Raw genomic sequence first — 24,034 nt, 5'->3', positions numbered from 1 at the left:
CGCGCCGATGGCGTTATAGCTCAGTTGGTTAGAGCGAACGACTCATAATCGTTAGGTCGGTGGTTCAAGTCCACCTAACGCCACCACCCACCATGCAGGAATGCCCCGTGCGACAGGAACCGCTTTGCGGAGCCATCGCCTGTATCAATTAGTTACAAACACGGGTGACAACCCCCGGCATCTGCAATAGCAATTTGTCAGGGAAAAGTGGGTCAAAGACCGTTTCAACCGCGGCGTGATCCGGTTTCAGGGAGGAAACACATGACGATCTCACGGAAATCATTTCTGAATTTGGCTGGCGCGGCCGCAGTGGCGCTCGGGGTCGGGGCGACCCCGACACTGGCGCAGGATGTTACGCTGACGCTGCACCAGTTCCTGCCGCCGCAGGCCAATGTGCCGAAACTGGTTCTGGATGTCTGGGCGGATAACGTTGAAGAGGCCAGCGGTGGCCGCATCAAGGTTGACCGGTTTCCGTCGATGCAGCTGGGCGGCAAGCCGCCGGAGCTGATGGACCAGGCTATTGATGGTGTGGCGGATATCGTCTGGACGGTGGTTGGCTATACGCCGGGCCGCTATCCGAGCACCGAAGTGTTTGAACTGCCCTTCATGATGACAAACGCCCGGGCCGCGTCGCGCGCTTACTGGGAAATGTTCGAAAAGCACATGAAGGACACTGAGTTCAAAGATGTGCATATCCTTGGCACCTGGGTTCACGGTCCGGGTCTCATCCACGCGAACAAAGAAATCCGCTCTCCTTCTGATATGGAAGGGATGAAAATCCGCGGCGGGTCCCGTCTGGCGAATGCACTGCTCGAAAAAGTCGGCGCGACGCCGGTTGGCATGCCGGTTCCGGCCGTGCCGGAGGGGCTTTCCAAAGGCGTGATCGACGGGACCACGATCCCGTGGGAAGTCACGGCTGCGCTGAAAGTGCCGGAACTGGTCGAGAACCATACAGAGTTCACCGGAAACGCGCTTTATGTTCTGACCTTTGTGCTGGCCATGAACAAGGACCGCTACGAAAGCCTGCCGGATGACCTGAAAAAGGTCATTGATGACAATTCCGGTCTCGAGTTCTCGGTCTTCGCCGGTGGCACGCAGGCGGACAGTGACGGTCCGGCGCGCGCCGCAGCAGCGGCACGTGGCAACAACATTGTCACGCTGAATGCTGAAGAAACCGAAGCGTGGAAAGAAGTTGCGCAGCCCATTTATGACGAATGGGTGGCTGACATGAACGAAAAAGGCATCGATGGTCAGGCGCTGATCGATGAAGCCCGCATGCTGATCGACAAATACACCGAGTAAGCACCGATCAACCTGCCCGCGGCGCCCGGTGGTGCCGCGGGCTTTGCGCATCTGCCAGTCAGGATCCGGACATGCACCAGGCCATGAAGCTTCTTGCGCGCGTCACCGCTGTGACAGGCGGGCTTGTGCTGACCGGGCTTGTGATCATGACCACGGTGTCCATCCTGGGGCGCTCCATCAATAAGTGGCTGCATTCTGACTGGGTCGAAAACACCATGGGTGGTTTTGCTCAGACGCTGCTGGATCTGGGCATTGGCGAGGTCAACGGAAACTACGAACTTCTCGAGGCGGGCATTGCCTTTGCGATCTTTTCGTTCTTTCCGGTCTGCCAGCTCTACAGCGCCCACGCGACCGTAGACATTTTCACTGCGCGTCTGCCCGGACCGGTGGGCCGGATGATTGCGGCTTTCTGGGAAGTTGTTCTGGCCGCAGCGCTGATACTGATCTGCGTGCAGCTTTTCGGCGGCGTGCAGCGGTATCTGCGCAACGGCGAGACGACGCTTTTTCTGCAGTTTCCCGTCTGGTGGGCCTATTCGGCAAGTTTCGCGGCCTCCGTCGTGACCTGTATCGTGGCGGTCTATTGCGCCGCCATGCGCGTTGGTGAAAGCATCACCGGCCGCGCTTATCTCCCGGCACCCTGAATCTCATGAGCACACTCCTTGATCTGCTGCCCTTTGCGGAGATGAGCCGGCTGGAGCTCGGCTTCTGGTCCTTCGCCGTTCTTCTGGGGATGATCTTCCTGCGGGCGCCGATCGGGCTGGCGATGCTGCTGTGTGGCTTCGGCGGCTGGTATTATGCGATGAACGGGAATCCGACGCCGCTGCTCGCGAAACTCAAGTCTGAAACCTACACGACTTTTTCGAGCTACTCGCTCTCGATCATTCCGATGTTCCTCCTGATGGGGCAGTTCGCGACCCTGTCGGGCATGTCTTCGGCGCTTTTCCGCGCCGCCGAGAGTTTTCTGGGGCACCGCCGGGGCGGGGTGGCCATGGCGTCGGTCGGCGCCTGTGCCGGTTTCGGCGCGATCTGCGGCTCGTCGCTGGCGACGGCGGCAACGATGTCCCGCGTGGCTTTGCCGGAACTGCGCCGCTACGGCTATTCGGGCGGGTTTTCGACTGCGACGCTTGCTGCAGGCGGCACGCTTGGCATTCTGATCCCCCCTTCGGTTATTCTGGTGATCTACGCCATCATCACCGAACAGAATATCGCGAAACTGTTTCTCGCGGCCTTCGTCCCGGGCATTCTTGCGGCCCTTGGTTACATGCTGACCATTTCGGTTTACGTGCGCCTCTATCCGAATTCTGCAGGCACCAGAGAAGCCGTGCCCATGGCAGAACGCTGGAAGGCGCTTGGGGCAACCTGGCCGGTTCTGGCAATCTTTGCCGTTGTCGTCGGGGGCATTTACCTGGGTGTTTTCACGCCGACAGAAGGATCGGCTATCGGGGCTATGGGAACTGGTCTGGTGGCACTGCTGTCCGGCAGCCTGAACTGGTCTGTTTTCCGTGAGAGCCTGATGGGCACAGCCAGAACGACCGCGATGATTTTCTTCATCGTATTGGGCGCCAGTTTCTACAACGGTTTTCTGGCGCTCTCCGGGGTGCCGCAGTTCATGGCGGACTGGGTTCTGACGCAGGGTTTCTCGCCCTGGCTGGTACTGTCCATCATTCTGCTTTTCTATCTCGTGTTCGGCTGCCTGATGGACAGCCTGTCGATGATCCTACTGACGGTCCCGATTTTCTTTCCGGTCATCTCGGCCATGGATTTCGGCATGTCGCCGGAACATGTCGCGATCTGGTTTGGTATCCTGGTGCTGATCGTGGTTGAGGTCGGGCTGATCACACCTCCTGTCGGGATGAACCTGTTCATCATCAACGCAATGGACCGTGAAACGCCGATGACCGAAACCTACAAGGCGGTCATGTTCTTTGTCGGCTCCGACATTGCGCGGGTCGTGATCCTTGTGATGTTCCCGGCGATCACACTGTTCCTCGTGCCTGCCTGAGCACGCCGCCCGGTCGCTGGCTGACGGCCAAAGCTGCACTAAACTGCCCTCTTTTGAGGGAAACCTTGCAGCAGGCCGGTTCAGATGCACGATAGAGCATCATGGATCACTGAGTCTTGGGAGGGAACTGTGACCAGCACAGCCAGCAATGCTGCCAGCTATTTCGTGGATCGTCATCCTGGTGAGGGGCGCGGCGAAAAGACCGCTTTCCGGGAAGCGGGCAGCGGTCGCACGCTGACCTACCGCCGCCTTGCTGAAGGGGCAGGGCGGGTCGCCGGGGCGCTGCTGCGGGCCGGGGTCCGCCGCGAAGAACGCGCGGCGATGATTGTGCTCGATACGCTGGAGTTTCCGCAGATTTTCTTTGGCGCGCTGAAGTGCGGCGTTGTCCCGGTCCCGGTGAACACGCTGCTGGGCGCGCAGGTGTATGATTCCATTCTGCGGGACAGCCGGGCAGCCCTGCTCTTTATCTCCGCGCCGCTGTGGGACACGGTCGCACCGGTGCTTGCCGGCAATCCGTGGCTGCGGGAAATCGTCGTGATCGGGGGAGAGGCACCGGCAGGCACCCGTTCGTTTGAAGCGTTCACAAGCGGTGCGGAGCCCTGCGACACGCAGCCCGCATCACCTGACGAAACGGCGTTCTGGCTGTACTCTTCCGGGTCCACCGGGCTGCCGAAAGGTGTGCAGCACGTGCACTCATCAATGCAGGCTACGGCGGATACCTATGGTGCGGGTGTTCTGGGGCTGACCGAGGACGATACGGTTTTCTCGGCGGCAAAACTGTTTTTTGCCTATGGGTTGGGAAATGCCATGACTTTCCCGCTCGCAGTAGGTGCGACGACCGTGCTTTTTTCCGGTCGGCCCACTCCTGACGATATGCTTGCCACGATGGCCGCTGAGAAACCGACGGTCTTCTGTGGCGTGCCGACGCTCTTTGCAGCGATGGTCGCAGGTATGGACAGCGCAGGCGTGCCGGACACGCCGCTGCGCAGAGCCATTTCGGCGGGAGAAGCGCTGCCCGAAGACGTCGGTGTGCGGTGGGAGGCGCATACCGGTGTTGCCGTGCTGGATGGTGTGGGGTCGACCGAGATGCTGCACATCTTCCTCAGCAACCGCAGCGATGATGTCTGCTATGGCACCTCCGGGACGGCTGTGCCGGGGTACGAAATGCGTCTCGCGGATGAGAATGGTGCCGATGTCCCGGTGGGCGATGTTGGCGAATTGCTGGTGCGTGGGGCATCTGCGGCGTCAGGCTACTGGAACCAGCGGGACAAATCGCGGGCAACGTTTTTGGGGGAATGGACCCGCACAGGTGACAAATACACACAACGGCCGGATGGGCGGTATGTTTACTGTGGCCGAACCGATGACATGTTCAAGGTATCGGGCATCTGGGTGTCCCCCTTTGAGGTCGAACAGGCGCTGGCCAGTCACCCCAGCGTTCTGGAGGCAGCGGTTGTGCCGATGCAGGATGCCGACGGCCTCGAAAAGCCTCGGGCCTATGTGGTTCTGCAGGGCGCCGAACCGGCTGATCTTGAAAACGAGCTGAAAGAGCATGTGAAGCTCAGGATCGGCAAATGGAAATATCCGCGCCGCGTGGACGTGGTCGCTGACCTGCCCAAGACGGCAACGGGCAAAATCCAGCGTTTCCGGCTGCGGGAGGCCACGGCACAATGATGGCGTGGGAAGAGAAACCGGAGGCCCGCGTGGTGGTTGCCGGGAAGTCGCTGGAATACGCCTGTTTCGGGCCGCCAACCGCGCAGGCACCAACACTTGTTCTGCTGCACGAGGGCCTGGGGTCCGTTGGGTTGTGGCGCGGTTTTCCCAGGGCGCTGAGTGAGGCAACGGGGATGGGGGTGCTGGCGTGGTCGCGCGCAGGCTACGGCCGTTCGGACAGCATCAGCCTGCCACGACCTGTTGATTACATGACACGCGAGGCCATGGAATGCACCGGCCCGGTGCTGGATGCCTTTGGTGTGCAGCGCGCAGTGTTGCTGGGCCATTCGGATGGCGCAACGATCGCTGCTGTTTATGCAGGGTCCGTCAGCGATATGCGCGTTCGGGGGCTGATCCTCCTGGCCCCACATTTTTTTGTCGAAGACACCGGTCTTGAGGCTGTACGGCAGGCGGGTGAGGCGTTTGCGGAAGGGGATCTGAGGGGCAGGCTGGCGCGCCATCATGATGATCCGGAGGCGGCATTCCGCGGTTGGCATGATGTCTGGGTCAGCCCCGCGTTCCGTGACTGGGACGTCGCAGACTGCATTGATCATCTGCGTATTCCCGTGCTGACCATTCAGGGCGCTGAGGATCCATACGGCTCGCTGGCGCAGGTCAGGGAACTTGAAACCCGCATGTATGCGCCTCTCGAAACACTGATCCCTGAGGGCTGCGGGCACGCACCGCACCTTGAGGCGGCAGAGGCCTGTCTGGCAGGCATCAGTGATTTTTGCGGGCGGCTCAACCGGCTGGAGGCATCCGATGTCGCCACCGGCTGACATACCGGACGACATTCCCTTTCCCGCGCATGCCTATGTTCCCGGAAAAACGCCGAGGCACCCGGATGGCTGGTTTGATGATCTCAGGAATGCGGTAAAATCGGGCACGTCAGTGTCGGAACTCCATCTGACGCGGGCATTTCTTGCGGGGCGGGTGTACTTTGACGCCGGTTTCTTCTGGGAGTGTCATGAAGTCCTGGAAGCTGTCTGGATGCAGGCCCCGGACCCGAGCCCCGAGCGCGACTTCGTTCAGGCGATGATCCAACTGGCCAATGCGCGGCTGAAACTGCGCATGGACCGGCCGCGCGCGACGGTGAGGCTGTGTGAAATGGTTGAAGCGCGTACAGCTGGGTATTCGGCAGACGATGTCATTCTGGGCTTGCATGTCAGCTACCTTCGTTCCGGTGCCGCTGAAACCAGGGACGACGCACTAAAGCATTATAATTCACAAATTGGATGAGATTCACGGCCATGCGCTGCATTTCTGGACAGTATCCTGCTTTATAGTACATCTTTTTCAGATCAGAATCTGACGTTCAGGAGCGTAGGGTGGCAGGCAGAATTGACTTTCAGGTGGACCCGGATGCCATGCGTCACTGGCGCGTTGAGGTTGACGGGCCGGTCGCCAGTCTCTGGATGGATGTGGATGAAAAGGGTGGCCTTTTCGACGGCTACGAGCTGAAACTGAACTCCTATGATCTGGGTGTGGATATTGAACTTGCAGACGTGGTTCAGCGGATGCGTTTCGAGCACCCCGAAGTACGCGTCGTTGTGATGCGGTCAGCCAAAGAGAAAGTGTTCTGTGCCGGCGCCAACATCCGGATGCTGGGTGCTGCCACCCATGCGCACAAGGTGAATTTCTGCAAATTCACTAACGAGACGCGCAACACGATGGAAGCGGCGCTGGAAGACAGTAATCAGAATTATATCTGCGCGGTGCGTGGTTCCTGTGCCGGAGGCGGCTATGAACTGGCGCTGGCCTGTAACCATATCATGCTCACCGACGACAGCAGTTCCGCTGTTGCGCTGCCGGAAGTGCCGCTTCTTGCGGTGCTGCCGGGCACCGGTGGGCTCACCCGTGTGACCGACAAACGAAAGGTGCGACGTGACCGTGCAGACGTTTTCTGTTCCCTGGAGGAGGGCGTGCGGGGACGCCGCGCTGCGGAATGGGGCCTGGTGGATGAGGTTTTTCCCAATGCGTCCTTTGATGAACGCGTGGCGTCACGGGCGACGGCACTGGCGGATGCGGCAGAGGAGGTTGCAGACAAGGGCATCCGGCTGACGCCACTGGATCGCACGTTTTCGGACGACGGTGTGGAATATTCCACCGTGTCAGTCGTCACAGACCGGCCTGGACGGCGCGCGATGATCACCATACGGGGCCCGGAGGATGCCGTACCCGATACGATGGATGCTTTCACGCAGCAGGGGGCATCTGCCTGGATGCTGCGGTGCGCCCGCGAGTTGGACGATGCGATCCTGCATCTGCGCAGCAATGAAGATGAACTGGGTCTTATCGAATTCCAGACAGCCGGTGACCCGGCGGGTGTCCTCGCGCACGAAGCGTTGCTTCTGAACAACCAGGATCACTGGCTGGCACGCGAGGTACTGGGCCTTTGGAAACGTGTTCTGAAACGCGTTGATATGACATCGCGTAGCTTGGCTGCGATCGTCGAACATGGATCGTGTTTTGCAGGCGTTCTCGCGGAGCTGCTCTGGGCGGCGGACCGCAGCTATATGATGATGGACGAGTTTGAGGATGATGCGCGTCCGCTGGCTGTTGTGACACTCAGCCCGGCGAATTTCGGAGAGTTTCCCATGGGCAACGGGCTCAGCCGGTTGCAGACGCGGTTCCTCGGTGCGCCGGAACAGACAGATGTTCTGCGACAGCGTGCCGGTGATGCGCTGGAGGCAGAGGACGCAGATGCGCTTGGCCTTGTTACCTATGCGTTTGACGACATTGACTGGGACGACGAGGTGCGCCTCTTCCGCGAAGAGCGTGCGAGTTTTTCACCGGATGCCATGACGGGCATGGAAGCCAACCTGCGTTTCGCCGGGCCGGAAACCATGGAAACCCGGATCTTCGGACGTCTGACGGCCTGGCAGAACTGGATTTTCCAAAGACCGAACGCCGTTGGGCCAGAAGGCGCGCTGCAACGCTATGGCACGGGCCTGCGCGGGCAATACGACATGCAACGGGTCTGACAACGTTCAATAAATGGTGCCGGGACAGGCACGGATGCAAGACAACGGGAGAGCTGAATGACAAATCTGATCGACGTAAGCTATGACAGCCGGATACCCAACAACGTGGGCCTCAGTTCTGACCGCAAGGTGCTGAAAGCGCTGGAAAAATGGCACCCCGGGTACATCAGTTGGTGGAACGATCTGATACCGCAGAATTTTCAGGAAAGCATGGTGTACCTGCGGACAGCCGTGTCCGTTGACCCGAAAGGCTGGGCCAAGTTCGACTATGTGAAAATGCCAGACTACCGCTGGGGTATTCTGCTGGCGCCCGCGGTGGAGGACCGGAAAATCCCGATGGGTGAGCATTGCGGTGAACCGGCCTGGCAGGAAGTGCCGGGCGAATACCGCAATATGCTGAAACGTCTGATCGTCATCCAGGGCGATACCGAGCCGGGCTCTGTTGAACAGCAGAGATTTCTGGGGCTGACGGCGCCTTCGCTCTACGACATGCGCAATCTGTTCCAGGTGAACGTTGAAGAAGGACGGCATCTCTGGGCCATGGTGTATCTGTTGCAGAAGTACTTTGGGCGTGACGGGCGCGAAGAGGCAGATGATATGCTGGTGCGGTCGTCGGGGTCGGATGAAGCGCCGAGGATGCTGGGCGCGTTCAACGAGGAAACACCCGACTGGCTGTCCTTTTTCATGTTCACCTATTTCACCGACCGTGACGGTAAGATGCAGCTGGAAAGTCTGGCGCAATCCGGGTTCGACCCGCTCAGCCGGACCTGCCGGTTCATGCTGACCGAAGAGGCGCACCACATGTTTGTGGGCGAGACGGGCGTGGGCCGGACCATTCAGGCGACGCTTGAGGCGATGAACGCCAACGGTATTTCCGACCCCTTCGACATCAACCGTATCCGTGATCTCGGCGTGATTGACCTGCCGACGATCCAGAAAAAGCTGAACCTGCATTATACGCTCAGCCTTGATCTCTTCGGTCAGGAGGTCTCGACCAATGCGGCCAATGCCTTCAATGCCGGGATTAAGGGGCGGTATATGGAGCTGCGCATCGACGATGACCACCGGCTGCAGAATGACACCTATCCGGTGACATCGGTGGTGGATGGCCGCATCGTGACCGAGGATGTTCCCGCGCTGACAGCGATTAACATGCGCCTTCGGGACGACTATGTGCGTGATGCCGCTGGTGGCGTCGGGCGCTGGAACAAGGCTATTGCGCGCTCAGGTATCGACTTTGAGCTGAAGCTGCCCCACGAGGGCTTCCATCGCCAGATCGGCGTTTTTTCCACCGTGTCGGTTGACCCCGATGGTCAGATCCTGTCGGCCGAAGAATGGCAGAAACGCTGCCACGAATGGCTGCCCACCAAAGACGACGGGGACTTTATCCAGTCGCTGATGGTGCCCTGCTACGAGCCCGGACAATACGCCTCGTGGATCGCGCCACCTAAGGTTGGGATCGACAACAAGCCCGGTGATTTCGAGTACGTAAAGCTCCACATGGCTTGATCTGGATCAACGCATCACCGGCGCGGGCCAGAAATACTGGCCTGCGTCACGTCAGTGACCCTGAACAAAAGGAGGAAACGGACCCATGCAGACCCGGACACCCGCAAAAAACGCGACACCGGCACCCAACTGCCTTGGCTGTGACGGATGCAAAGGCATGTGCCGCGACATCTTTGATCTCTTCTCGCTGCCGGAAGTGATCCTGCGCAGGTCCGCCGCCGTTCCATGAACCAACCCGTCAAGCAACACCTGATTGACCCTGAAATCTGCATCCGCTGCTACACCTGCGAGATGACGTGCCCGATCGGCGCGATTGAACATGACGACAACAATGTTGTTGTCGATCCTGACAAGTGCAACTTCTGCATGGATTGTATTCCGGTCTGCCCGACCGGCTCTATTGACGAGTGGCGGGTCGTTGAGACGCCGTATTCCCTTGAGCAGCAATATGGCTTTGACGAGCTGCCGGAACAGGAAGACATCGCGGTACCCGAAGATACGCCAGGTGGTGATGACGAGGCCTCCGAGCAGGCCATCGCGGACCTGCTGGCAGAGGCGCACAGCGGTGCAGGTGGTAAAGCGACCGCCCCGCGCTCAGCGGCAAAACCAACCGTGAACATGTACACCCTGACAGCGCCCGCCATGATGCGTGTTCAGGGAAATTACCGCCTGACGGATCCGGGCGGGGACAATGATGTCCGCCACATCATCCTTGATCACAGCAGTCTGCCGTTTCCCGTATTGGAGGGGCAGAGTATCGGGATCATACCACCCGGTCAGGACGCAAACGGCAAACCCCACCTGCCACGGCTCTACTCCGTCTCCAGCCCGCGTGACGGCGAACGCCCGGGCTACGGCAACATTTCCCTGACGGTAAAACGTGAGGCTGAAGGCGTCTGCTCCAACTATGTCTGCGATCTGACCAAGGGTGACGAAGTGGCCGTGACAGGCCCGTTCGGGTCGACCTTTCTGATGCCTGGTGATCCGGAAATGCACCTGCTGATGATCTGCACTGGCACGGGGTCTGCGCCGTTTCGCGGCTTCACCATGCGACGGCAGCGCGAGACACCGGACGCCGGGAACAGTCTGACTCTGTTTTTTGGCGCCCGCAGCGCGCAGGAGTTGCCCTATTTCGGACCATTGCAGAAAGTGCCGGACGCTTTCCTGCACAAGTCCTTTGCTTTCAGCCGCCCGGAGACGGGAGAGGGCCAGTATGTCCAGGACAGAATGCGCGCTGAAGCCGGCCGGATCGCGGAGCTGCTCGGCTCGGACAAAACGTGCATTTACATCTGCGGCCGCCGCGATATGGAAGACGGTGTGAATGCAGCGCTGAGTGATATCGCGGACAGCGCGGGCCTTGCGTGGTCCGGGCTGCGGGACAGGATGCGGGAGGACGGCAGGTACCATGTCGAAACCTACTGATCCGCTTGCACGCGGCACTGTGGTTCCGTTGCCGGGCGTCGCAGGGCGGCAACCGGTAGATAACGCAACACGACTGCTGGCGCGCGTTGCTGCGCGCGTGCGGGAGTTGCGAAAGAGCCTTCGGATGCCCCGTCGAGTTCTGTCTGAGATTTCCGGCGTTTCGCCACGGTACCTGGCACAGCTGGAGGCCGGAGAGGGCAACATTTCAATCGCGCTGCTGCAGCGCGTTGCGGACGCGCTGGGTGTGACCGCTGAAAGTCTGCTGGCGGGCGAGGACGCGCCGGCTGCGGATCTGCAGGACCTGATTACCCTCTACCGCCAGGCGCCTGAAGCCGTACGGCACGAAGTACGGCGGTTGCTGTCCACCGGGAACCCCGGTGCCATGCGCCGCGGGCGGATCTGTCTTGTGGGCCTGCGTGGTGCCGGCAAGACAACCCTGGGCAGGCTGGCGGCCGAAACGCTTTCGATGCCGTTTGTGGAACTGACGACTGAGATCGAGACGGCCACGGGCATGCCTATGTCCGAAATCCTGGCGCTCTACGGGCAGGAAGGGTATCGGCGGCTTGAGATGGAGGCGGTTTTGCGGGCGCTGGAACAGCACGACCGGATGATCCTCGCGGTCGCTGGTGGCGTTGTGGCCGAGGAACAGACCTATGAGCTGTTGCTGGAGCGGTTTCATACAGTCTGGCTGAGGACATCGCCGGCAGAACACATGCAGCGGGTGCGGGCTCAGGGGGATCTGCGCCCCATGGAGGGGAACCCGGAAGCTATGGCGCAGCTGCGCGCCCTGCTGGACGCGCGCGCGCCGCATTACGAGCGGGCGGAGGCACAGGTCAATACGTCGAACCGCACTGTCGCCAGCTCGCTGAATGACCTGCTCGCAGTCGTTTCATCGAACAATTTCCTGAGCGCACCGAAACCGTGACAGCCACCGGGCTGACTGACAGCGGCGCACAGGCACTGATCCTGGATACCCTGCGCCTTGTGTCCGAAGACCTGCTGTTGCGGCGCACGAACCCGTGGGAGCTGGACGAGGCGATGATGTCTATCGGCTTTGCCGTGGGCTTTTGCGAAGCGCAGGATCAGGAGGGTCTGGCATTTAGTGCCGCACGGCGCGACTGTTTCCCGGACAATGGTATCCGGCTTACGGTGTCGATACTGGACCGCATGCTGTCTGAGGGCCGTTTGGGACGGAGCGCTGGCGTTGGCTGGTATAGGTATCCCGGCGGTGGCGGTCTCGTCGTTGACCCTCTGGTCGAGGATCTGCTGCGCGAGGAGGCGCGGTTTGCGGGCGTTTGCCGCAGTGAACTGGAACCGCAGGATCTGGTGCAGCATCTGACCGCCGGAATGATCAATGTGCTCGCGCATCGCACAGATATTCAGGACCCCGGGACGCGTCAGCGCCTGAATACCGCCTGTGTCGCGGCGATCGGTTATCCGGTTTCCAAAGGTGGGTTATTTGACTCCGTTAACAACGAAGGGGCATCGGCGCTGTGTCAGGTGCTCACCGGTGCAGAGGCGCCCGGTGGAGGAGCATGGCCGGTTGCGCCTGTTCTCAGACACCTGTCAGGCAGGGGTGCTGGTTTCAGCCAAGGCTGATCAGGATCATGGTGCCCAGACCCCAAAGGGTCATCTGGTAATGCGTATTCTGTGCGCCTTCGTGACAGAACCAGTAGTAAAAGTGGTTTCCCACGACGAGGAAACCGCCCCAGACAGCCGTAAAGGCTGTCGCACCCAGCAGGGCAAGCACCTGCCCGGTTTGCGGTGCCGCGGCACCCGCCAGCCCCATCAGCAGGGATACAACACCGATCCACAGCAAGGCGCAGGCCAGCGCTTCGGCAACGACAACGATCCGGAACGCAAGCCGCTGCAGTTTCCTGTCGGTAACAGCCCGGTGGGCGACGATGGCGAACTGTTCGGGGTATTCTTTCTGCATTCTGGTCATGCTGAGCACTTCGGCCGTGTAGGTTTCGTTCAGCGCGGGATGCAGCAGGTTGTCCCGTAACCCCAGAGTGAGCCAGGACGCGATCAGCCCGGTCGCAATCAACTGAGCCAGCATCAGTGTCGTTTCCATTTCAGCTCCTCTGGTTTGAGTTGCGACGGTGCCATGAAAAAGGGCCGCGCACTGCGCGGCCCTCTGCGTGATCCGGTCGGATCAGGTCCAGGCGATCTGCTCCGGACGGATCTCGAAGGAGATGTGGTGCTCGCCACCAACCAGACCTTCTTTGGTGTGGTTGTAGAGCGAACGCCAGTAAGGCTGGATCGTCACACCTTCGTCCTGAACGATGGCTTGGCCTTTCATCATCAGCGCACGGCGCGCTTCGACATCCGGTGTTGCCAGTGCTTCGGACAGGATGGCGTCGAACTCTTCATTGGCCCAGCCAAATTCGTTCCATGCCTCACCGGAGCGATATGCAAGCGCCCAAACCTGGACGCCCAGCGGGCGGTGGTTCCAGTTGGTTGAGGAGAACGGATACTTGGACCAGTCGTTCCAGAAGGTTGATCCGGGCAGGATCGTCCGTTTGACGTTGATGCCGGCATCGCGCAGTTGGGCTGCGACAGCGTCGGTGGTGTCCTTGCGCCAGGCATCGTCGATCGAGATGAGCTCGTGCTCAAAGTCGCCCATACCGGCTTCTTCCATCAGAGCCCGTGCCGCAGCCGGGTCAACCTTGCGCTCCGGCAGGCCTGCATACTCCGGGTGCATCGGGCCAACGTGGTGGTTTTCGGCCACTTCACCGCGACCGGCGTAGCCGAGCTCGAGCAGAACCGCGTTGTCCACAGCCATGGCAAGCGCCTGACGGACGCGTTTGTCCGCATAGGGCTGCACACCGTCAACTTCGGCCAGCTGGTTGGGACGGATCACGATGGTTGCCGCTGTCACAACAGAGTTGTTCTGCCAGCCGTCCAGCGTGTCAAAGATATCGATGAAATCACCCTCGATGGAGTATGTCATATCGATTTCTTCGGCTTCGGCCGCGGCCACAAACGCGGATGGGTCGGTGCCGTAGTCAATGTATTCGACACGGTCCATATAGGCGCCGTTGCCTTCGTTCCACCACGTATGGTTGTCGTTGCGGACGAGCACGCCTTTGACACCAACTTCCAGCGATTCAGGCAGGTAAGGGCCTGTGCCGACCGGGTTGCTCAGAGCCGTTTCCGGTGTGTAGGACGCCGGTACAATCGCCGCCGGATAGTCCGCCATGCCCGGGATCAGCGAGATATCGGGTGCCGGCAGGTTCAGGCGAACGGTGTGGCTGTCCACGACTTCGATGGCACCCTCGATTGCCTTTTCAGTGTCCGCGTCGATCAGGGTCGCAAAGCGGCCGGCCATTGAGTTGCCTTCGACGCTCTTGTCACACCAGCCGGTGATGTTGCGCGCAACGTCTTCAGCGGTAAAGTCGCTGCCGTCGTTCCACTTGACGCCTTTGCGGACGTTCAGGGTGTAGACGGTCGCGTCGTCGCTGATTTCCCAGCTTTCCAGCAGTTTGCCGGTGAAGGTACCGTCATTTTCGTAGTGCACGAGGTATTCCAGCCAGCCGCGGCTGAAGTTTGCGATCTGGCTCCAGTCATAGGTGCGCGGATCCTTGAGCGCGCGGACTTCCTGCTGGATGCGGACGGTGCCGCCCATTTTGTGACCGGCCGCATGCGCGGGGGCTGCCATGCCGATCATCGAATAGGCGGTCGCGGCGGTGGCGCCGAACGCGCTGGCCAGGGCCAGGAATTCGCGGCGGTTCACAGCGCTGTCGCCGACTTTCGACGCAGACTCCACGATGGACTGCGGCATCGGCTTACCGGTGCGGGTAAAAAACGTCATGTTCTTCCTCTCTGTTGTGCGCAGATGCTTGCTGCGCGGGTGCCGGATATTGTTCCGGTCTGGTGATGCAGTTTTCCTGCTGTTGAGATGCCCCTCCCGGGGGACGCCGTGAGTTTCAAACACTCGGGCGCATGGCGTCAACCCCAACTTCGGGTCGCCCCGCGGCTGTTGATGTGTCTCTGAGACCATTGCGTCAGAAGCGTTCCGGGGTTTCGCATGCTGCCGGAGCGCGGGGTTGCGGAATATGCCCCCGACAGCCACGCCCCCAGGCAGGCCAGTTGCGCGGTTGATGACGCTATTCGGGTGATGTGTGTCGCTCCCGGACCTTGATCAGGCCAGGCCAATCTGTCTGGTCACCGGTCTCGCAGCTCTGATGTGCCCTGGCCATGGTGCCCGATCCGGGCGTTTGCTGGCAATCTCATCGCTGTCGACCGGCATGAAAAAAATCAGTTGTCGTCTGCGCAAGCGGTCAATCAATGAAAACATTTCCAGAAACTGCGCCAAGATCATGCGAAAACCGAATCTGGTGCTTGTGTCTGAAGCGCTTCGGGCTGATCAAAGATGCAGAAGTTCCGGAACACCAATTGTCCGTTGCGCGTGACACCACAGGAGAGAGATCGTGAAAGCTCTGCAGCCCGATACTGTTGCCCCGCCCGTGGCCCGCTATTCCCACGGAGTCGAAATTCCTGCGGGCAACCGATGGGTGCGCACGGCAGGACAACTGGGGATTGCCGCTGACGGGAGCGTGCCACCGGATGCAAGAAGCCAGGCAGAGATCTGTTTTGGGAACATTGCCGCCATCCTGGCAGAGGCGGATATGCATGCCGGGCACGTTTGCCATGTCACGGCTTATGTCACGGACCGCCGCCACATGGCGGGCTACATGCAGGCACGTGACGCTTTCCTGGCAGGTGTTTCCGTACTGCCTACGTCCACGTTGCTGATCGTGTCGGGGTTTACCCGTCCGGAGTTTGTTGTCGAGGTCGAGGTCTGGGCCACCGCGCCCTGACGCGGGTCGGCAGTTACGTGTCCGGATGGTCACCGCGCAGCAGCCGGCGCAGGCTCCAGATCAGTGTACCGCCAAAGAAGACAACCGCAATAATGATCGCTTCCCAGCCGCCCGGCCCCTGTGGCAGGCCGCGAAACAATACGGCAGCGAGTGTCAGCGCAAGCCCTGCTGCCGCAAAACAGGTGCGGAACATCAGGTCCCCGCGGGATGGGCCGTAGCGCTTGGTGGGGCTGGCCGGTTGTTTTTTGTCAGTGTTCATCGGCCTGCCGGTTTCTCAGTTGTCCTGATCCTCTTTCTTTTTCTTTTTGGCGGCCTGCAGCCAGCGGAAGAGGAAAAACAACGCGACAAAGGCAACGATCCAGAAGAGCAGGTCGGTCATCGCTTCTGACATGTCAGTGTTCCTTCGTGCTGCAGGGCCGGTTTTGGCCTGCCCCATTATCTAGTGGCGCGGCCGCGTTTCACAAGAATTTCCTGTCCGGCCACCGGGATGTGACTTTGCAATGTTCGCGATGGGCCGTAGAAAGTTGTAAGTGCAACAATCGGGAAGACCTCTATGCCGCCGGACAGCGCCTTTGATCTGCAGGCGTTCCTGCCCTATCTGCTGACGCAGGCTGCGGAGCGGAGCAGTCTGGAATTCCAGCAGGTTTACAAGGACCGCTATGGCCTGCTGCGCACGGAATGGCGGGTGCTGTTTCACCTCGGGCTGTACGGATCCATGACCGCGGGGGCCATCGGCACAGCCGCACAGACGCACAAGACCAAGATCAGCCGCGCTGTGCACCGGCTTGCCGAAAAGCGGTATCTGACCCGCCGGCGCGACGGGCAGGACAGACGGGTTGAGCATCTCGAACTGACACCACGCGGACGCCGTGTGTTTGACGAACTGCGTGGAATTGCTGCCGAATATGATGATGCCCTGAATGCGCAGCTGTCCCCACAGGAACTTGATGTGCTGCGCCGTGCGCTCAGAAAACTGGGCGGCACTGGCAGGGGCCCCTTTACCTGAGCAGTATTTCCGGTCACCGATGGCGCATGACTGACCAGATCAAAGGCCTTCTGATCACGCTCGCCGGTGTCCTGCTTGTGGTACCGGACGCCCTGTTTGTGCGTCTCATCACGGCAGAGCCCCTGACGATTGCGTTCTGGCGTCTGTTTCTGGCCGGCGGGGCGTCGGCATTGGGGCTGCTGTTGTGGCGGGGCGTGGCGCCGTTCCGTGCTGTGCTGGGCACTGGCATCTATGGTGTGATTTATATGGTCGGGATCGGCGGCAGTGGTGTGCTGTTCGTGCTTGCCGTCAGCCTGACGTCAGTTGCCAATGTGGTATTCATCATCGCTTCCCTGCCGGTCTTTGCGGCCGTATTCAGCCGTGTATTCCTCGCCGAGCCGATCCGTCTTAGGATGATACTGACCATCCTCGCCGTTGGTCTGGGGCTGGGCGTCATCGCCGCGGGGTCGGGTGAAACTGAAAATGCCGGGATCGCCGGTGATCTGCTGGCCCTCTGTGTTGCGGCGCTCTTTGCCGCGGGGCTCACGGCGGCGCGTCACGTTCGGCATGTCTCGATGGTGCCGGGGGCCGCGATGGGTTACGTGCTCGCCGCCCTGCTGATCCTGCCCTTTGCAGAACCCCTTTCGGTCGCATCGGAAGAGGTCCCGCTGGTGCTGGCGCATGGGGCATTCATTCTGGGCAGCTCAGTGTTGCTGGCGATCGGCCCGCGGTTCATCACATCCGCCGAGGTTGGATTGCTGGTGCTGCTCGAAAGTGTGCTGGCACCCCTGCTGGTCTGGGCCGCAGTGAACGAGTACCCGGGAAACCGGACACTTCTGGGCGGCAGCGTCGTCATCACAGCGCTGTTTGTGTCAAACGTCTGGGTGCTGGTCCGCGATCGGCTCAGAAATCGACGGTAACGCCGGGCAGGTTCAGCGCCTTCACCAGGTCCCGCAGTTCCTGACGGGCCGCAACATTCGAAATGTTCAGCTGTTTGACGCCGATGTCCTTGAGGTCCAGCAGGGTCAGACCGCGCGGGAAGAGTTCCCGGAAGACCACGCGCTCTGAGAAGCCGGGCGCGATGCGGAAACCGATCCGCTTGCTGAGGTTGTTGATCGCCCGTTCCATCTTTTCCTTGTTGACCATACGCTGCGCGCCCATCCGGTTGCGTACGACAATCCAGTCGATGGGGGTCAGGCCAGCCTGCGCACGCAGCTGCCGGGCATTCCAGACCATTTCAGAATAGACCGACGGCCCGAGAATTTCTTCGCCGGTGGCATCTGTCCGGGCGAGCAGGTCAAAGTCCACAAAACTGTCATTGAGCGGTGTGATCAGTGTGTCTGCAAGGCTGTGCGCCACCTGGCTGAGCCTTGTGTGCGACCCGGGACAGTCGATCAGAATGAAATCGTTTGTGGGTTCCAGATCCGCCACTGCTGCAGACAGGCGGTGATCATAGATATTCTCACCGGGCTTCAGGGTGGACGGCGGGATTTCGGGCAGTTCGTGCACCCGCGCACTTGCAAGCGACAGCCCGGTTTTCTGGAGGAAAGCCGCGCGGTTTTCGGTGTATCGCCCGAATGTGCGCTGCCTCAGATCCAGATCCAGGGCGCTGACCTTGTGGCCCATCCGCGCGAGCGCCGTTGCCACGTGCATGGAGACAGTGGATTTGCCCGCGCCGCCCTTTTCGTTTCCGACGACAATGATATGCGCCATATACCCGATCCTTTGCCCCGGCTGTCTGGCACAGCCTCTGTTGCGCCGCACTATATGAGCGGTGGCAGACAGATGAAAGATATCGGCCGACTGTGCAACCGCCGAAGTGACTCAAATACAGCACTGTCCGGCAGTGGTCGATTTCGGGGCACAAAGAAAAAGAGCGGCCCCATGGACCGCTCTTTCATATTCCGGATATGTCGTTCTGTCAGGCGGTCTTCCTGCGGCGCATAAAGCCCAGACCGGCAACACCTGTAACCAGCAGCAGCACACCCGCCGGAAGCGGCACTGGTGTTGTTGTGATGTTGATGTCGTAGAGTGCCGCGGTATTCTCACCCAGACCGTCAATCGAGAACGTGTAAAAACCGCCCTCAGTCCCGGTGAAAAGAACCCGATCTGCATCCGTCACCGAAGGTCCGAACAAGTTGGTCGTGCGGAACGTCTCATCGGTGCCACCCGCACCTGCGAGCGAGAACTTGACGCGTTTTCCGCCGGTATTGTTTTCGTTCCCGAGCAGCGCCTGGTTGATCAGACCGGAGGTCTCAACGAAAGACGTGGGTCCGGATTTACCGGAGTCGAAAACTTCGTAGCCGTCCAGATCGAAGGCAATTTCAAAGTCCTTCGCGGCCTTGAACGTAAAGCTGAAGCGGTCAACCGCACCGACAATCCGGCCATAAACGCCGAAGACGTCGCCAGCGCTGAGTATGCCGAGGTTAATCGGACCTGTTGAATCAACGTCAAGGTCGGTTGTGCCGACAACGGTCGCGCGGTTCTGGCCATTGCCTTCCGTGACCCCGAAGGTGAAGCCGTTTGTCAGTGTCGCAGCAGACGCACCCGTCGCCATAAGACCGGCCGCGAAAGCGACTGAGAGAAGTTTTTTTAACATGATAATAATGATCCCCTGAACAAAGTATCCCGGTGTGATCTTATCAAAGTTCCGTCTTAATTTAAACAATTTTACTCTGATGTCAGAGCCGGGTCTGGTAAAAATGACCGGATTTTCGGCAGAACCGTTCCACGGGGAAGGGAAATTTAAACCATGACGGGAACACTTCCATCGGCGCCGCGGCGCGTGCGGTGAAAACGTATGCAGTCTCAGAATCACCTATGCTGACCGTACTGGCTCTATGTGGGGGGGGGATGAAAAAAGGCTGCCCAAAGGACAGCCTTTTTGTTTGTCGCGTTTGGCAGGGAAATCAGAAACCCAGACCTGCGTATTTGTTCTTGAACTTCGACACGCGGCCACCGGTGTCCAGCAGGCGGGACGAACCGCCGGTCCATGCAGGGTGCACAGACGGGTCGATGTCCAGGGCCAGCTGGTCGCCCTCGGCGCCCCAGGTGGATTTCATCTGGACAACAGTACCATCGGTCATTTTGACGTCGATGATGTGATAATCGGGATGTGTATCTGCTTTCATCGGTCAGATCCTTATGCGCTGGCGCCCGAGCGGGGCTTGTAGTTGCTGTTCTCGGCGATACGTGCGGATTTACCGCGGCGGCTGCGCAGATAGTACAGTTTCGCGCGGCGGACACGGCCACGGCGGACAACGGTGATGCTGTCGATGTTTGTGGAGTGCAGGGGGAACACACGTTCCACGCCCTCACCAAAGGAAATCTTGCGCACGGTGAAAGAGCCGGCAATGCCGCTGCCGTTGTTGCGCGCGATGCAGACGCCTTCGTAGTTCTGCACACGGGTGCGTGTGCCTTCGGTCACTTTAAACCCGACGCGGACGGTGTCGCCGGCGCGGAAGTCAGGGATGTCTTTCCCCAGAGCGGCAATCTGTTCCGCTTCAAGCTGTGCAATCAGATCCATCTGATCGTCTCCTATACTGCTCGTGGTTGGTCCACGAAGTTTTGCGCGTTTCAGAGCTTCCGGTCTGTGTTCGGGTCCGCGTGGTGCGCCCGCCGGGAGAATACAAACATCATTCCTTGATTCACGTTCCCCATAAGAAAACGGACCGGAGCCACCATTGCGATTCCGATCGGGCGCGTTCTAGGGCGAAATGGCAGGCAGATCAAGCCTGCGCATCCAAAATTGTTGCGGGGGTGGGCCCGGTCTGCAAAGCTGTAGCTCAGTGGGCAGAATGGACCACAGGATCGCCCGGGCCCACAGTATTCCGGCCCGGTTTTCAGCGCCGGCCATCAGAGGTCCGGGGGCGTCAGCCCGTCAGGCGAACCGGTTGGGCAGGGCGTTACGCAACACCGACGTTGAGATACTGCTTTCGCAATAGAGCTGCGCCATCATATCGACTGCAGGTTCAGAGGTGGCGACCGGTTCCGGGGTTTCCACAACGCGTGGTGCTGGCCTGACCGATGCGCTCCGCACGATGCGCTCGCGCTGGTGCGCGTGGTCAAAGCGGGAGTATTTTATTTCCTGCACCGTGACGTGCGTTTCGTTTCCGGCAAGTGCATTGAGCAGCTTCAGCATCGATCCTCTCCCGTCGTCTTGTGCGACTTATTATTGGAGTTGAATCTGTCAGGTTTTTGTCAAATTGTCCGTATTTCGTGGCGCAATCTGGGCCTGAGGGGCGTTTGTGTTGCCAATCCGACTCATTTTTCGGGATTGTTGCCCCTGGCTGACCAAAGATCGGGGCGCCTGACCTGTGTCAGCGACTCGGACTGGTTGCGCCGCCACTTTTCGATCTCGCCATGGTTGCCGGACAGAAGGACCGGCGGAATTTCACGCCCCTCCCAGACGGGTGGTTTCGTGTATTGCGGGTGTTCCAGCAGCCCGTTTGAGTGGCTCTCATCGACCGTGCTGAGCGCATTGCCCAGCACGCCCGGCAGCAGGCGGACGGTGGCGTCCAGCATGGCCTGCGCCGCCAGTTCGCCACCAGTCATCACGAAATCACCGAGCGAGACCTCGGTGACATCAAAATGTTCCAGCACCCGCTCGTCCACACCCTCGAACCGTCCACAAAGCATCGTGACACCGTCGCAACGGGCCAGATCGCGCGCCATTGCCTGGTCAAATGGCCTGCCGCGCGGAGACATATAGAGCACCGGCCAGCGTCCGCGCGCGTGGGACTGTGCCTGCGCCAGTGCAGGACCGACAACATCGGCGCGCAGGACCATTCCGGCACCACCGCCGGCGGGCGTGTCATCGACATTGCGGTGCTTGCCGATGCCGAATTCCCGCAGGTCGTGCGTGTGCAGCTGCCACCTGCCTTCCTGCAGGGCCTTGCCGGTGAGCGACTGGCCCAGAACGCCGGGAAAAGCATCCGGAAAGAGGGTTACAATCCGCGCCTGCCAGACACCGGCCAGCTCATCACCACCATCCATCAGAGACCGGGGCGTGAGCGTCGGGCGGATAACTTTGCGCCCGTGGCTGCGTGGCTTGTCTGTCATCAGAAAAGCCCGTCGGGCGGGTCAGCAACGATGCGCCCTGCGCTGAGATCGACGGTGGGGACCACCGCCAGCGTGAAAGGCAGCAGGACCGTTTCCGATGATCCCGGTCGCTGCACTTCGAGCAGGTCACCCGCGCCGTGATCCTGGACAACTTTCACGCGGCCCAGCAGAACGCCGCCGGTGTCGAACACATCAAGACCGATCAGATCCGTATGATAATATTCATCGTCCGGCAGTGACGGCAGCTGGTCACGGGTGGCATACAGCCGTTCGCCTTTCAGGGCGTCGGCCTCTTCTTTGGACGTGATTTCGGCGATCCGTGCGGCAAAGCCGTTTTTGATCGGACGCACGATGGCCAGGTGAAAACGCAGCGCGCCGTCTTCGGTGGTCAGGGGCCGGTAGGTTTCGATATCCTCGGGCACAGCACAGAAACTTTTTATCCGCAACTCGCCGCGGACACCATATGCGCCGCCGATGGCACCGACACAGATTTTGCTGTCACTCATTCGTCCACTCCAATGCAGAGGCCTTCGGACATGGCGCCCCCACGGTCCAGACAATTGTCTGACTGGTTGGCGCGCTCGTACATAATACCAGCGAAAAAAGTCAGGAGCACCAGGATCAGGGTGCGGACCGGTCGGAACATGTCTGGCCTGCCAGGCTGGTGGAGGTGCGCACCGCCCGCGCGCTGCGGGCGATGCCTGTTCGTTCAGGGTACTGTACCGGTGGGGACAGGGGGCCCGGCCGCTTATTCTGCGGATTCTTCCGCCGGTGCTTCTTCTGCGGGTGCAGCAGCTTCGGCAGCCTTGGCCGCTTTCTCTTCGGCGCGTTCCTGGGCTTTCTTGCCGGGTGTGCCTTTTTGCGGGTTGTTCCGCTCGGACTTCTCTTTCAGGCCGGCGGCTTCCAGCATACGGGCCACACGGTCTGTGGGCTGGGCGCCCTGAGACAGCCAGTGCTGAACGCGCTCGACGTCCATTTTCACGCGCTCTTCGCTGTCTTTGGGCAGCAGCGGGTTATAGGTGCCCAGCTTTTCGATAAAGCGGCCGTCACGCGGCATGCGGCTGTCTGCTGCAACGATACGGTAGAAGGGGCGCTTTTTGGAGCCGCCGCGGGCGAGACGAATTTTCATAGCCATGGTGTGTTTTCCTCTTGGTGTTTTTTAGGTGAGGCCGGAGCCTCTCAGGATTGGTGTTGTCGCACCAAAGGTGCGCTTGGGGTTACCGCACCAAAGGTGCGCTAGTTCTGGTGTTTTCGGTGGTGCTGAATGACTTCAGCGATGATGAAGTTCAGAAACTTCCTGGCGAATTCAGGGTCCAGATCGGCCTGGTTTGCCAATTCTTCGAGCCGCTCGATCTGCGCCGCTTCGCGGGAGGGATCGGACGGGGGAAGGTCGTGTGTGGCTTTGAGTTTCCCCACAGCCTGCGTGTGTTTGAAACGCTCGCCCAGCGTATAGACGAGGATCGCATCGAGCCGGTCAATGGAGGCGCGGTGCTCCTTGAGCACCTCTGCGGCGCGGGTTACGGCATCGGTCATTTGGTGTCTCCGGAAGGGCGTCGGTGTGCCGTCGGTACGGCGTCGGTATCACGTCGGTTTTGCGTCGGTGCGCGGCGTACGGTGGTGTAAGGATCAGTCAAGGGCCCATCCTTTCGGCCGGAACATCGGATCAGCGTAGTGACTGATCTCCATTTCGATACCATGCGCCAGCTGTGAGCCGGCAAGCGCGGCAGGTGACGGATGGCGGTAGACCGCGTCGTTGCCGTCGATGGTTTCCGCCTGCGGGTCCTTTGTGGCGCCGAGGCGTTCGGCCAGCCGGATGCTGTCGAGGTTTTTGGGGTCGATGTAGCTGACCGCCGTGTCCCAGCCGCGGTGCTCATAAAGATAGCCGCGCACCGCATGGGTTGCCTCCAGCGCGTAGCCCTTGCCGGCCATATCAGGCCAGATCACCCAGGCGATCTCGGCTTCGGGCCATTTCGCAGGCTTCCAGCCGCCGGCCATGCCGTAGGTTTTGTCGGTCTCGCGGTCGTGGATCATCCACATGCCATAGCCGCGGATCTGCCAGTGGCCGATTTCGGCCGCATAGAGCATCCAGGCCTCGTAGGCGTTCAGCGGGCCACCCATGAACCGCGCACGGTAGCTGGTGAACGTCGCCTGAAAATCCGGGTAGTCCTCGGGCTCGGGGCCGCGCAGGATCAGGCGTTTCGTCTCCAGTACGGGGATGAGTGTCGTGCTCATT

29 protein-coding genes and 1 tRNA gene are annotated in these 24,034 nt (G+C 60.3%); 16 read left to right on the top strand and 14 right to left on the bottom strand.

Annotated elements, in window-relative coordinates; genetic code table 11:
• Positions 1–9: 9 nt before the first annotated feature.
• The 13 genes from AB4K19_RS14905 to AB4K19_RS14845 all read left to right on the top strand — a co-directional run bounded on the left by AB4K19_RS14905 (position 10) and on the right by AB4K19_RS14845 (position 12,531).
• Positions 10–86, top strand: a tRNA-Met gene (locus tag AB4K19_RS14905).
• 175 nt (positions 87–261) lie between these two features.
• Positions 262–1,302 carry a TRAP transporter substrate-binding protein gene (locus tag AB4K19_RS14900; RefSeq protein ID WP_375229094.1) on the top strand — a complete coding sequence of 347 codons (1,041 nt, stop codon included), beginning with the start codon at positions 262–264 and terminating at the stop codon, positions 1,300–1,302.
• A 71-nt stretch (positions 1,303–1,373) separates the two neighbouring features.
• Positions 1,374–1,943, top strand: a complete 570-nt coding sequence (locus AB4K19_RS14895; RefSeq protein ID WP_375229093.1) for a TRAP transporter small permease — start codon at positions 1,374–1,376, stop codon at positions 1,941–1,943.
• A 41-nt stretch (positions 1,944–1,984) separates the two neighbouring features.
• Positions 1,985–3,304: a TRAP transporter large permease gene (locus AB4K19_RS14890; RefSeq protein WP_436399548.1), complete on the top strand. Its 1,320-nt coding sequence runs from the start codon at positions 1,985–1,987 to the stop codon at positions 3,302–3,304.
• Between the two features lie 129 nt (positions 3,305–3,433).
• Positions 3,434–4,978, top strand: a complete 1,545-nt coding sequence (locus AB4K19_RS14885) for a benzoate-CoA ligase family protein (RefSeq protein WP_375229092.1) — start codon at positions 3,434–3,436, stop codon at positions 4,976–4,978.
• Positions 4,975–5,796, top strand: a complete 822-nt coding sequence (locus AB4K19_RS14880; RefSeq protein WP_375229091.1) for an alpha/beta fold hydrolase — start codon at positions 4,975–4,977, stop codon at positions 5,794–5,796. The genes AB4K19_RS14885 and AB4K19_RS14880 overlap by 4 nt, the downstream gene beginning before the upstream one ends.
• Positions 5,780–6,256 carry a DUF309 domain-containing protein gene (locus AB4K19_RS14875; protein WP_375229090.1) on the top strand — a complete coding sequence of 159 codons (477 nt, stop codon included), beginning with the start codon at positions 5,780–5,782 and terminating at the stop codon, positions 6,254–6,256. The genes AB4K19_RS14880 and AB4K19_RS14875 overlap by 17 nt, the downstream gene beginning before the upstream one ends.
• 89 nt (positions 6,257–6,345) lie before the next feature.
• A complete protein-coding gene (gene boxC / locus AB4K19_RS14870; RefSeq protein ID WP_375229089.1) occupies positions 6,346–8,001 on the top strand; it encodes a 2,3-epoxybenzoyl-CoA dihydrolase in 1,656 nt (551 codons plus the stop codon).
• A 57-nt stretch (positions 8,002–8,058) separates the two neighbouring features.
• A complete protein-coding gene (boxB, locus tag AB4K19_RS14865; protein ID WP_375229088.1) occupies positions 8,059–9,510 on the top strand; it encodes a benzoyl-CoA 2,3-epoxidase subunit BoxB in 1,452 nt (483 codons plus the stop codon).
• 85 nt (positions 9,511–9,595) lie between these two features.
• A complete protein-coding gene (locus AB4K19_RS14860; protein WP_375229087.1) occupies positions 9,596–9,739 on the top strand; it encodes a hypothetical protein in 144 nt (47 codons plus the stop codon).
• Entirely contained in the window at positions 9,736–10,932 is a 1,197-nt protein-coding gene (gene boxA / locus AB4K19_RS14855) for a benzoyl-CoA 2,3-epoxidase subunit BoxA (RefSeq protein ID WP_375229086.1), read from the top strand. Before AB4K19_RS14860 ends, boxA begins: the two co-directional genes overlap by 4 nt.
• Entirely contained in the window at positions 10,916–11,857 is a 942-nt protein-coding gene (locus AB4K19_RS14850; RefSeq protein ID WP_375229085.1) for a helix-turn-helix transcriptional regulator, read from the top strand. Before boxA ends, AB4K19_RS14850 begins: the two co-directional genes overlap by 17 nt.
• Positions 11,854–12,531: a 3-hydroxyacyl-CoA dehydrogenase family protein gene (locus AB4K19_RS14845; protein WP_375229084.1), complete on the top strand. Its 678-nt coding sequence runs from the start codon at positions 11,854–11,856 to the stop codon at positions 12,529–12,531. The genes AB4K19_RS14850 and AB4K19_RS14845 overlap by 4 nt, the downstream gene beginning before the upstream one ends.
• Here AB4K19_RS14845 and AB4K19_RS14840 read toward each other — a convergent pair.
• Both AB4K19_RS14840 and AB4K19_RS14835 read right to left on the bottom strand, forming a co-directional pair.
• On the bottom strand, positions 12,518–13,006 hold the full coding sequence (locus AB4K19_RS14840) for a DUF2165 domain-containing protein (protein ID WP_375229083.1): 489 nt from the start codon (positions 13,004–13,006) through the stop codon (positions 12,518–12,520). The two genes, AB4K19_RS14845 and AB4K19_RS14840, sit on opposite strands and share 14 nt — an antisense overlap.
• A gap of 81 nt (positions 13,007–13,087) precedes the next feature.
• Positions 13,088–14,746 carry an ABC transporter substrate-binding protein gene (locus AB4K19_RS14835; RefSeq protein ID WP_436398198.1) on the bottom strand — a complete coding sequence of 553 codons (1,659 nt, stop codon included), beginning with the start codon at positions 14,744–14,746 and terminating at the stop codon, positions 13,088–13,090.
• Between the two features lie 619 nt (positions 14,747–15,365).
• On the opposite strand from AB4K19_RS14835, the gene AB4K19_RS14830 reads away from it, so the two are divergent.
• Positions 15,366–15,755: a RidA family protein gene (locus AB4K19_RS14830; RefSeq protein WP_375229081.1), complete on the top strand. Its 390-nt coding sequence runs from the start codon at positions 15,366–15,368 to the stop codon at positions 15,753–15,755.
• 13 nt (positions 15,756–15,768) lie between these two features.
• Here AB4K19_RS14830 and AB4K19_RS14825 read toward each other — a convergent pair whose 3' ends face one another.
• Entirely contained in the window at positions 15,769–16,014 is a 246-nt protein-coding gene (locus AB4K19_RS14825) for a hypothetical protein (protein WP_375229080.1), read from the bottom strand.
• Positions 16,015–16,308: 294 nt separating this feature from the next.
• On the opposite strand from AB4K19_RS14825, the gene AB4K19_RS14820 reads away from it, so the two are divergent.
• Positions 16,309–16,761 (top strand): MarR family winged helix-turn-helix transcriptional regulator, encoded by a 453-nt coding sequence (locus AB4K19_RS14820; protein WP_375229079.1) that lies wholly within the window; start codon positions 16,309–16,311, stop codon positions 16,759–16,761.
• A 26-nt stretch (positions 16,762–16,787) separates the two neighbouring features.
• Positions 16,788–17,660, top strand: a complete 873-nt coding sequence (locus AB4K19_RS14815) for a DMT family transporter (RefSeq protein WP_375229078.1) — start codon at positions 16,788–16,790, stop codon at positions 17,658–17,660.
• Here the strand turns inward: AB4K19_RS14815 and AB4K19_RS14810 are convergent.
• The 11 genes from AB4K19_RS14810 to AB4K19_RS14760 form a co-directional block, all read right to left on the bottom strand.
• Entirely contained in the window at positions 17,644–18,453 is an 810-nt protein-coding gene (locus tag AB4K19_RS14810) for a division plane positioning ATPase MipZ (RefSeq protein ID WP_375229077.1), read from the bottom strand. The two genes, AB4K19_RS14815 and AB4K19_RS14810, sit on opposite strands and share 17 nt — an antisense overlap.
• Before the next feature lie 208 nt (positions 18,454–18,661).
• The gene (locus AB4K19_RS14805; RefSeq protein ID WP_375229076.1) at positions 18,662–19,339 is read right to left on the bottom strand and encodes a VPLPA-CTERM sorting domain-containing protein; all 678 of its coding nucleotides are present in this window, start codon (positions 19,337–19,339) and stop codon (positions 18,662–18,664) included.
• Between the two features lie 310 nt (positions 19,340–19,649).
• Positions 19,650–19,871 (bottom strand): 50S ribosomal protein L31, encoded by a 222-nt coding sequence (gene rpmE / locus AB4K19_RS14800; RefSeq protein ID WP_436398195.1) that lies wholly within the window; start codon positions 19,869–19,871, stop codon positions 19,650–19,652.
• Positions 19,872–19,882: 11 nt separating this feature from the next.
• A complete protein-coding gene (gene rplS, locus AB4K19_RS14795) occupies positions 19,883–20,266 on the bottom strand; it encodes a 50S ribosomal protein L19 (protein WP_375229075.1) in 384 nt (127 codons plus the stop codon).
• 354 nt (positions 20,267–20,620) lie between these two features.
• On the bottom strand, positions 20,621–20,881 hold the full coding sequence (locus AB4K19_RS14790; RefSeq protein WP_375229074.1) for a hypothetical protein: 261 nt from the start codon (positions 20,879–20,881) through the stop codon (positions 20,621–20,623).
• A gap of 122 nt (positions 20,882–21,003) precedes the next feature.
• Entirely contained in the window at positions 21,004–21,801 is a 798-nt protein-coding gene (gene trmD, locus AB4K19_RS14785; protein ID WP_375229073.1) for a tRNA (guanosine(37)-N1)-methyltransferase TrmD, read from the bottom strand.
• Positions 21,801–22,307 (bottom strand): ribosome maturation factor RimM, encoded by a 507-nt coding sequence (rimM, locus tag AB4K19_RS14780; RefSeq protein ID WP_375229072.1) that lies wholly within the window; start codon positions 22,305–22,307, stop codon positions 21,801–21,803. Before rimM ends, trmD begins: the two co-directional genes overlap by 1 nt.
• Positions 22,304–22,447, bottom strand: coding sequence for a hypothetical protein (locus AB4K19_RS14775; RefSeq protein WP_375229071.1), 144 nt, complete (start codon positions 22,445–22,447; stop codon positions 22,304–22,306). The genes rimM and AB4K19_RS14775 overlap by 4 nt, the downstream gene beginning before the upstream one ends.
• Positions 22,448–22,549: 102 nt before the next feature.
• Entirely contained in the window at positions 22,550–22,936 is a 387-nt protein-coding gene (gene rpsP / locus AB4K19_RS14770; RefSeq protein ID WP_375229070.1) for a 30S ribosomal protein S16, read from the bottom strand.
• 101 nt (positions 22,937–23,037) lie between these two features.
• Positions 23,038–23,334, bottom strand: coding sequence for a chorismate mutase (locus AB4K19_RS14765; RefSeq protein WP_375229069.1), 297 nt, complete (start codon positions 23,332–23,334; stop codon positions 23,038–23,040).
• A 93-nt stretch (positions 23,335–23,427) separates the two neighbouring features.
• Positions 23,428–24,033 (bottom strand): GNAT family N-acetyltransferase, encoded by a 606-nt coding sequence (locus AB4K19_RS14760; RefSeq protein ID WP_375230904.1) that lies wholly within the window; start codon positions 24,031–24,033, stop codon positions 23,428–23,430.
• Position 24,034: the final 1 nt, after the last annotated feature.

It is taken from the genome of Roseobacter phycocola, assembly GCF_042055075.2.
GTDB lineage: Bacteria > Pseudomonadota > Alphaproteobacteria > Rhodobacterales > Rhodobacteraceae > Roseobacter.
Note: the sequence above shows the minus strand (reverse complement) of the source record. Positions and strands in the feature narration are given on the sequence as shown.

What these genes read in the sequence shown, in the direction of transcription:
- trmD (WP_375229073.1), bottom strand. Translation starts at nt 21,801, where the DNA reads ATGACAGACAAGCCACGCAGCCACGGGCGCAAAGTTATCCGCCCGACG.
- AB4K19_RS14775 (WP_375229071.1), bottom strand. Translation starts at nt 22,447, where the DNA reads ATGTTCCGACCGGTCCGCACCCTGATCCTGGTGCTCCTGACTTTTTTC.
- AB4K19_RS14790 (WP_375229074.1), bottom strand. Translation starts at nt 20,881, where the DNA reads ATGCTGAAGCTGCTCAATGCACTTGCCGGAAACGAAACGCACGTCACG.
- AB4K19_RS14850 (WP_375229085.1), top strand. Translation starts at nt 10,916, where the DNA reads ATGTCGAAACCTACTGATCCGCTTGCACGCGGCACTGTGGTTCCGTTG.
- AB4K19_RS14760 (WP_375230904.1), bottom strand. Translation starts at nt 24,033, where the DNA reads ATGAGCACGACACTCATCCCCGTACTGGAGACGAAACGCCTGATCCTG.
- AB4K19_RS14895 (WP_375229093.1), top strand. Translation starts at nt 1,374, where the DNA reads ATGCACCAGGCCATGAAGCTTCTTGCGCGCGTCACCGCTGTGACAGGC.
- rpmE (WP_436398195.1), bottom strand. Translation starts at nt 19,871, where the DNA reads ATGAAAGCAGATACACATCCCGATTATCACATCATCGACGTCAAAATG.
- AB4K19_RS14835 (WP_436398198.1), bottom strand. Translation starts at nt 14,746, where the DNA reads ATGACGTTTTTTACCCGCACCGGTAAGCCGATGCCGCAGTCCATCGTG.
- AB4K19_RS14890 (WP_436399548.1), top strand. Translation starts at nt 1,985, where the DNA reads ATGAGCCGGCTGGAGCTCGGCTTCTGGTCCTTCGCCGTTCTTCTGGGG.
- boxB (WP_375229088.1), top strand. Translation starts at nt 8,059, where the DNA reads ATGACAAATCTGATCGACGTAAGCTATGACAGCCGGATACCCAACAAC.
- AB4K19_RS14815 (WP_375229078.1), top strand. Translation starts at nt 16,788, where the DNA reads ATGACTGACCAGATCAAAGGCCTTCTGATCACGCTCGCCGGTGTCCTG.
- AB4K19_RS14825 (WP_375229080.1), bottom strand. Translation starts at nt 16,014, where the DNA reads ATGAACACTGACAAAAAACAACCGGCCAGCCCCACCAAGCGCTACGGC.
- rplS (WP_375229075.1), bottom strand. Translation starts at nt 20,266, where the DNA reads ATGGATCTGATTGCACAGCTTGAAGCGGAACAGATTGCCGCTCTGGGG.
- rimM (WP_375229072.1), bottom strand. Translation starts at nt 22,307, where the DNA reads ATGAGTGACAGCAAAATCTGTGTCGGTGCCATCGGCGGCGCATATGGT.
- AB4K19_RS14765 (WP_375229069.1), bottom strand. Translation starts at nt 23,334, where the DNA reads ATGACCGATGCCGTAACCCGCGCCGCAGAGGTGCTCAAGGAGCACCGC.
- AB4K19_RS14820 (WP_375229079.1), top strand. Translation starts at nt 16,309, where the DNA reads ATGCCGCCGGACAGCGCCTTTGATCTGCAGGCGTTCCTGCCCTATCTG.
- AB4K19_RS14860 (WP_375229087.1), top strand. Translation starts at nt 9,596, where the DNA reads ATGCAGACCCGGACACCCGCAAAAAACGCGACACCGGCACCCAACTGC.
- AB4K19_RS14875 (WP_375229090.1), top strand. Translation starts at nt 5,780, where the DNA reads ATGTCGCCACCGGCTGACATACCGGACGACATTCCCTTTCCCGCGCAT.
- AB4K19_RS14805 (WP_375229076.1), bottom strand. Translation starts at nt 19,339, where the DNA reads ATGTTAAAAAAACTTCTCTCAGTCGCTTTCGCGGCCGGTCTTATGGCG.
- rpsP (WP_375229070.1), bottom strand. Translation starts at nt 22,936, where the DNA reads ATGGCTATGAAAATTCGTCTCGCCCGCGGCGGCTCCAAAAAGCGCCCC.
- AB4K19_RS14880 (WP_375229091.1), top strand. Translation starts at nt 4,975, where the DNA reads ATGATGGCGTGGGAAGAGAAACCGGAGGCCCGCGTGGTGGTTGCCGGG.
- AB4K19_RS14840 (WP_375229083.1), bottom strand. Translation starts at nt 13,006, where the DNA reads ATGGAAACGACACTGATGCTGGCTCAGTTGATTGCGACCGGGCTGATC.
- AB4K19_RS14900 (WP_375229094.1), top strand. Translation starts at nt 262, where the DNA reads ATGACGATCTCACGGAAATCATTTCTGAATTTGGCTGGCGCGGCCGCA.
- boxA (WP_375229086.1), top strand. Translation starts at nt 9,736, where the DNA reads ATGAACCAACCCGTCAAGCAACACCTGATTGACCCTGAAATCTGCATC.
- AB4K19_RS14810 (WP_375229077.1), bottom strand. Translation starts at nt 18,453, where the DNA reads ATGGCGCATATCATTGTCGTCGGAAACGAAAAGGGCGGCGCGGGCAAA.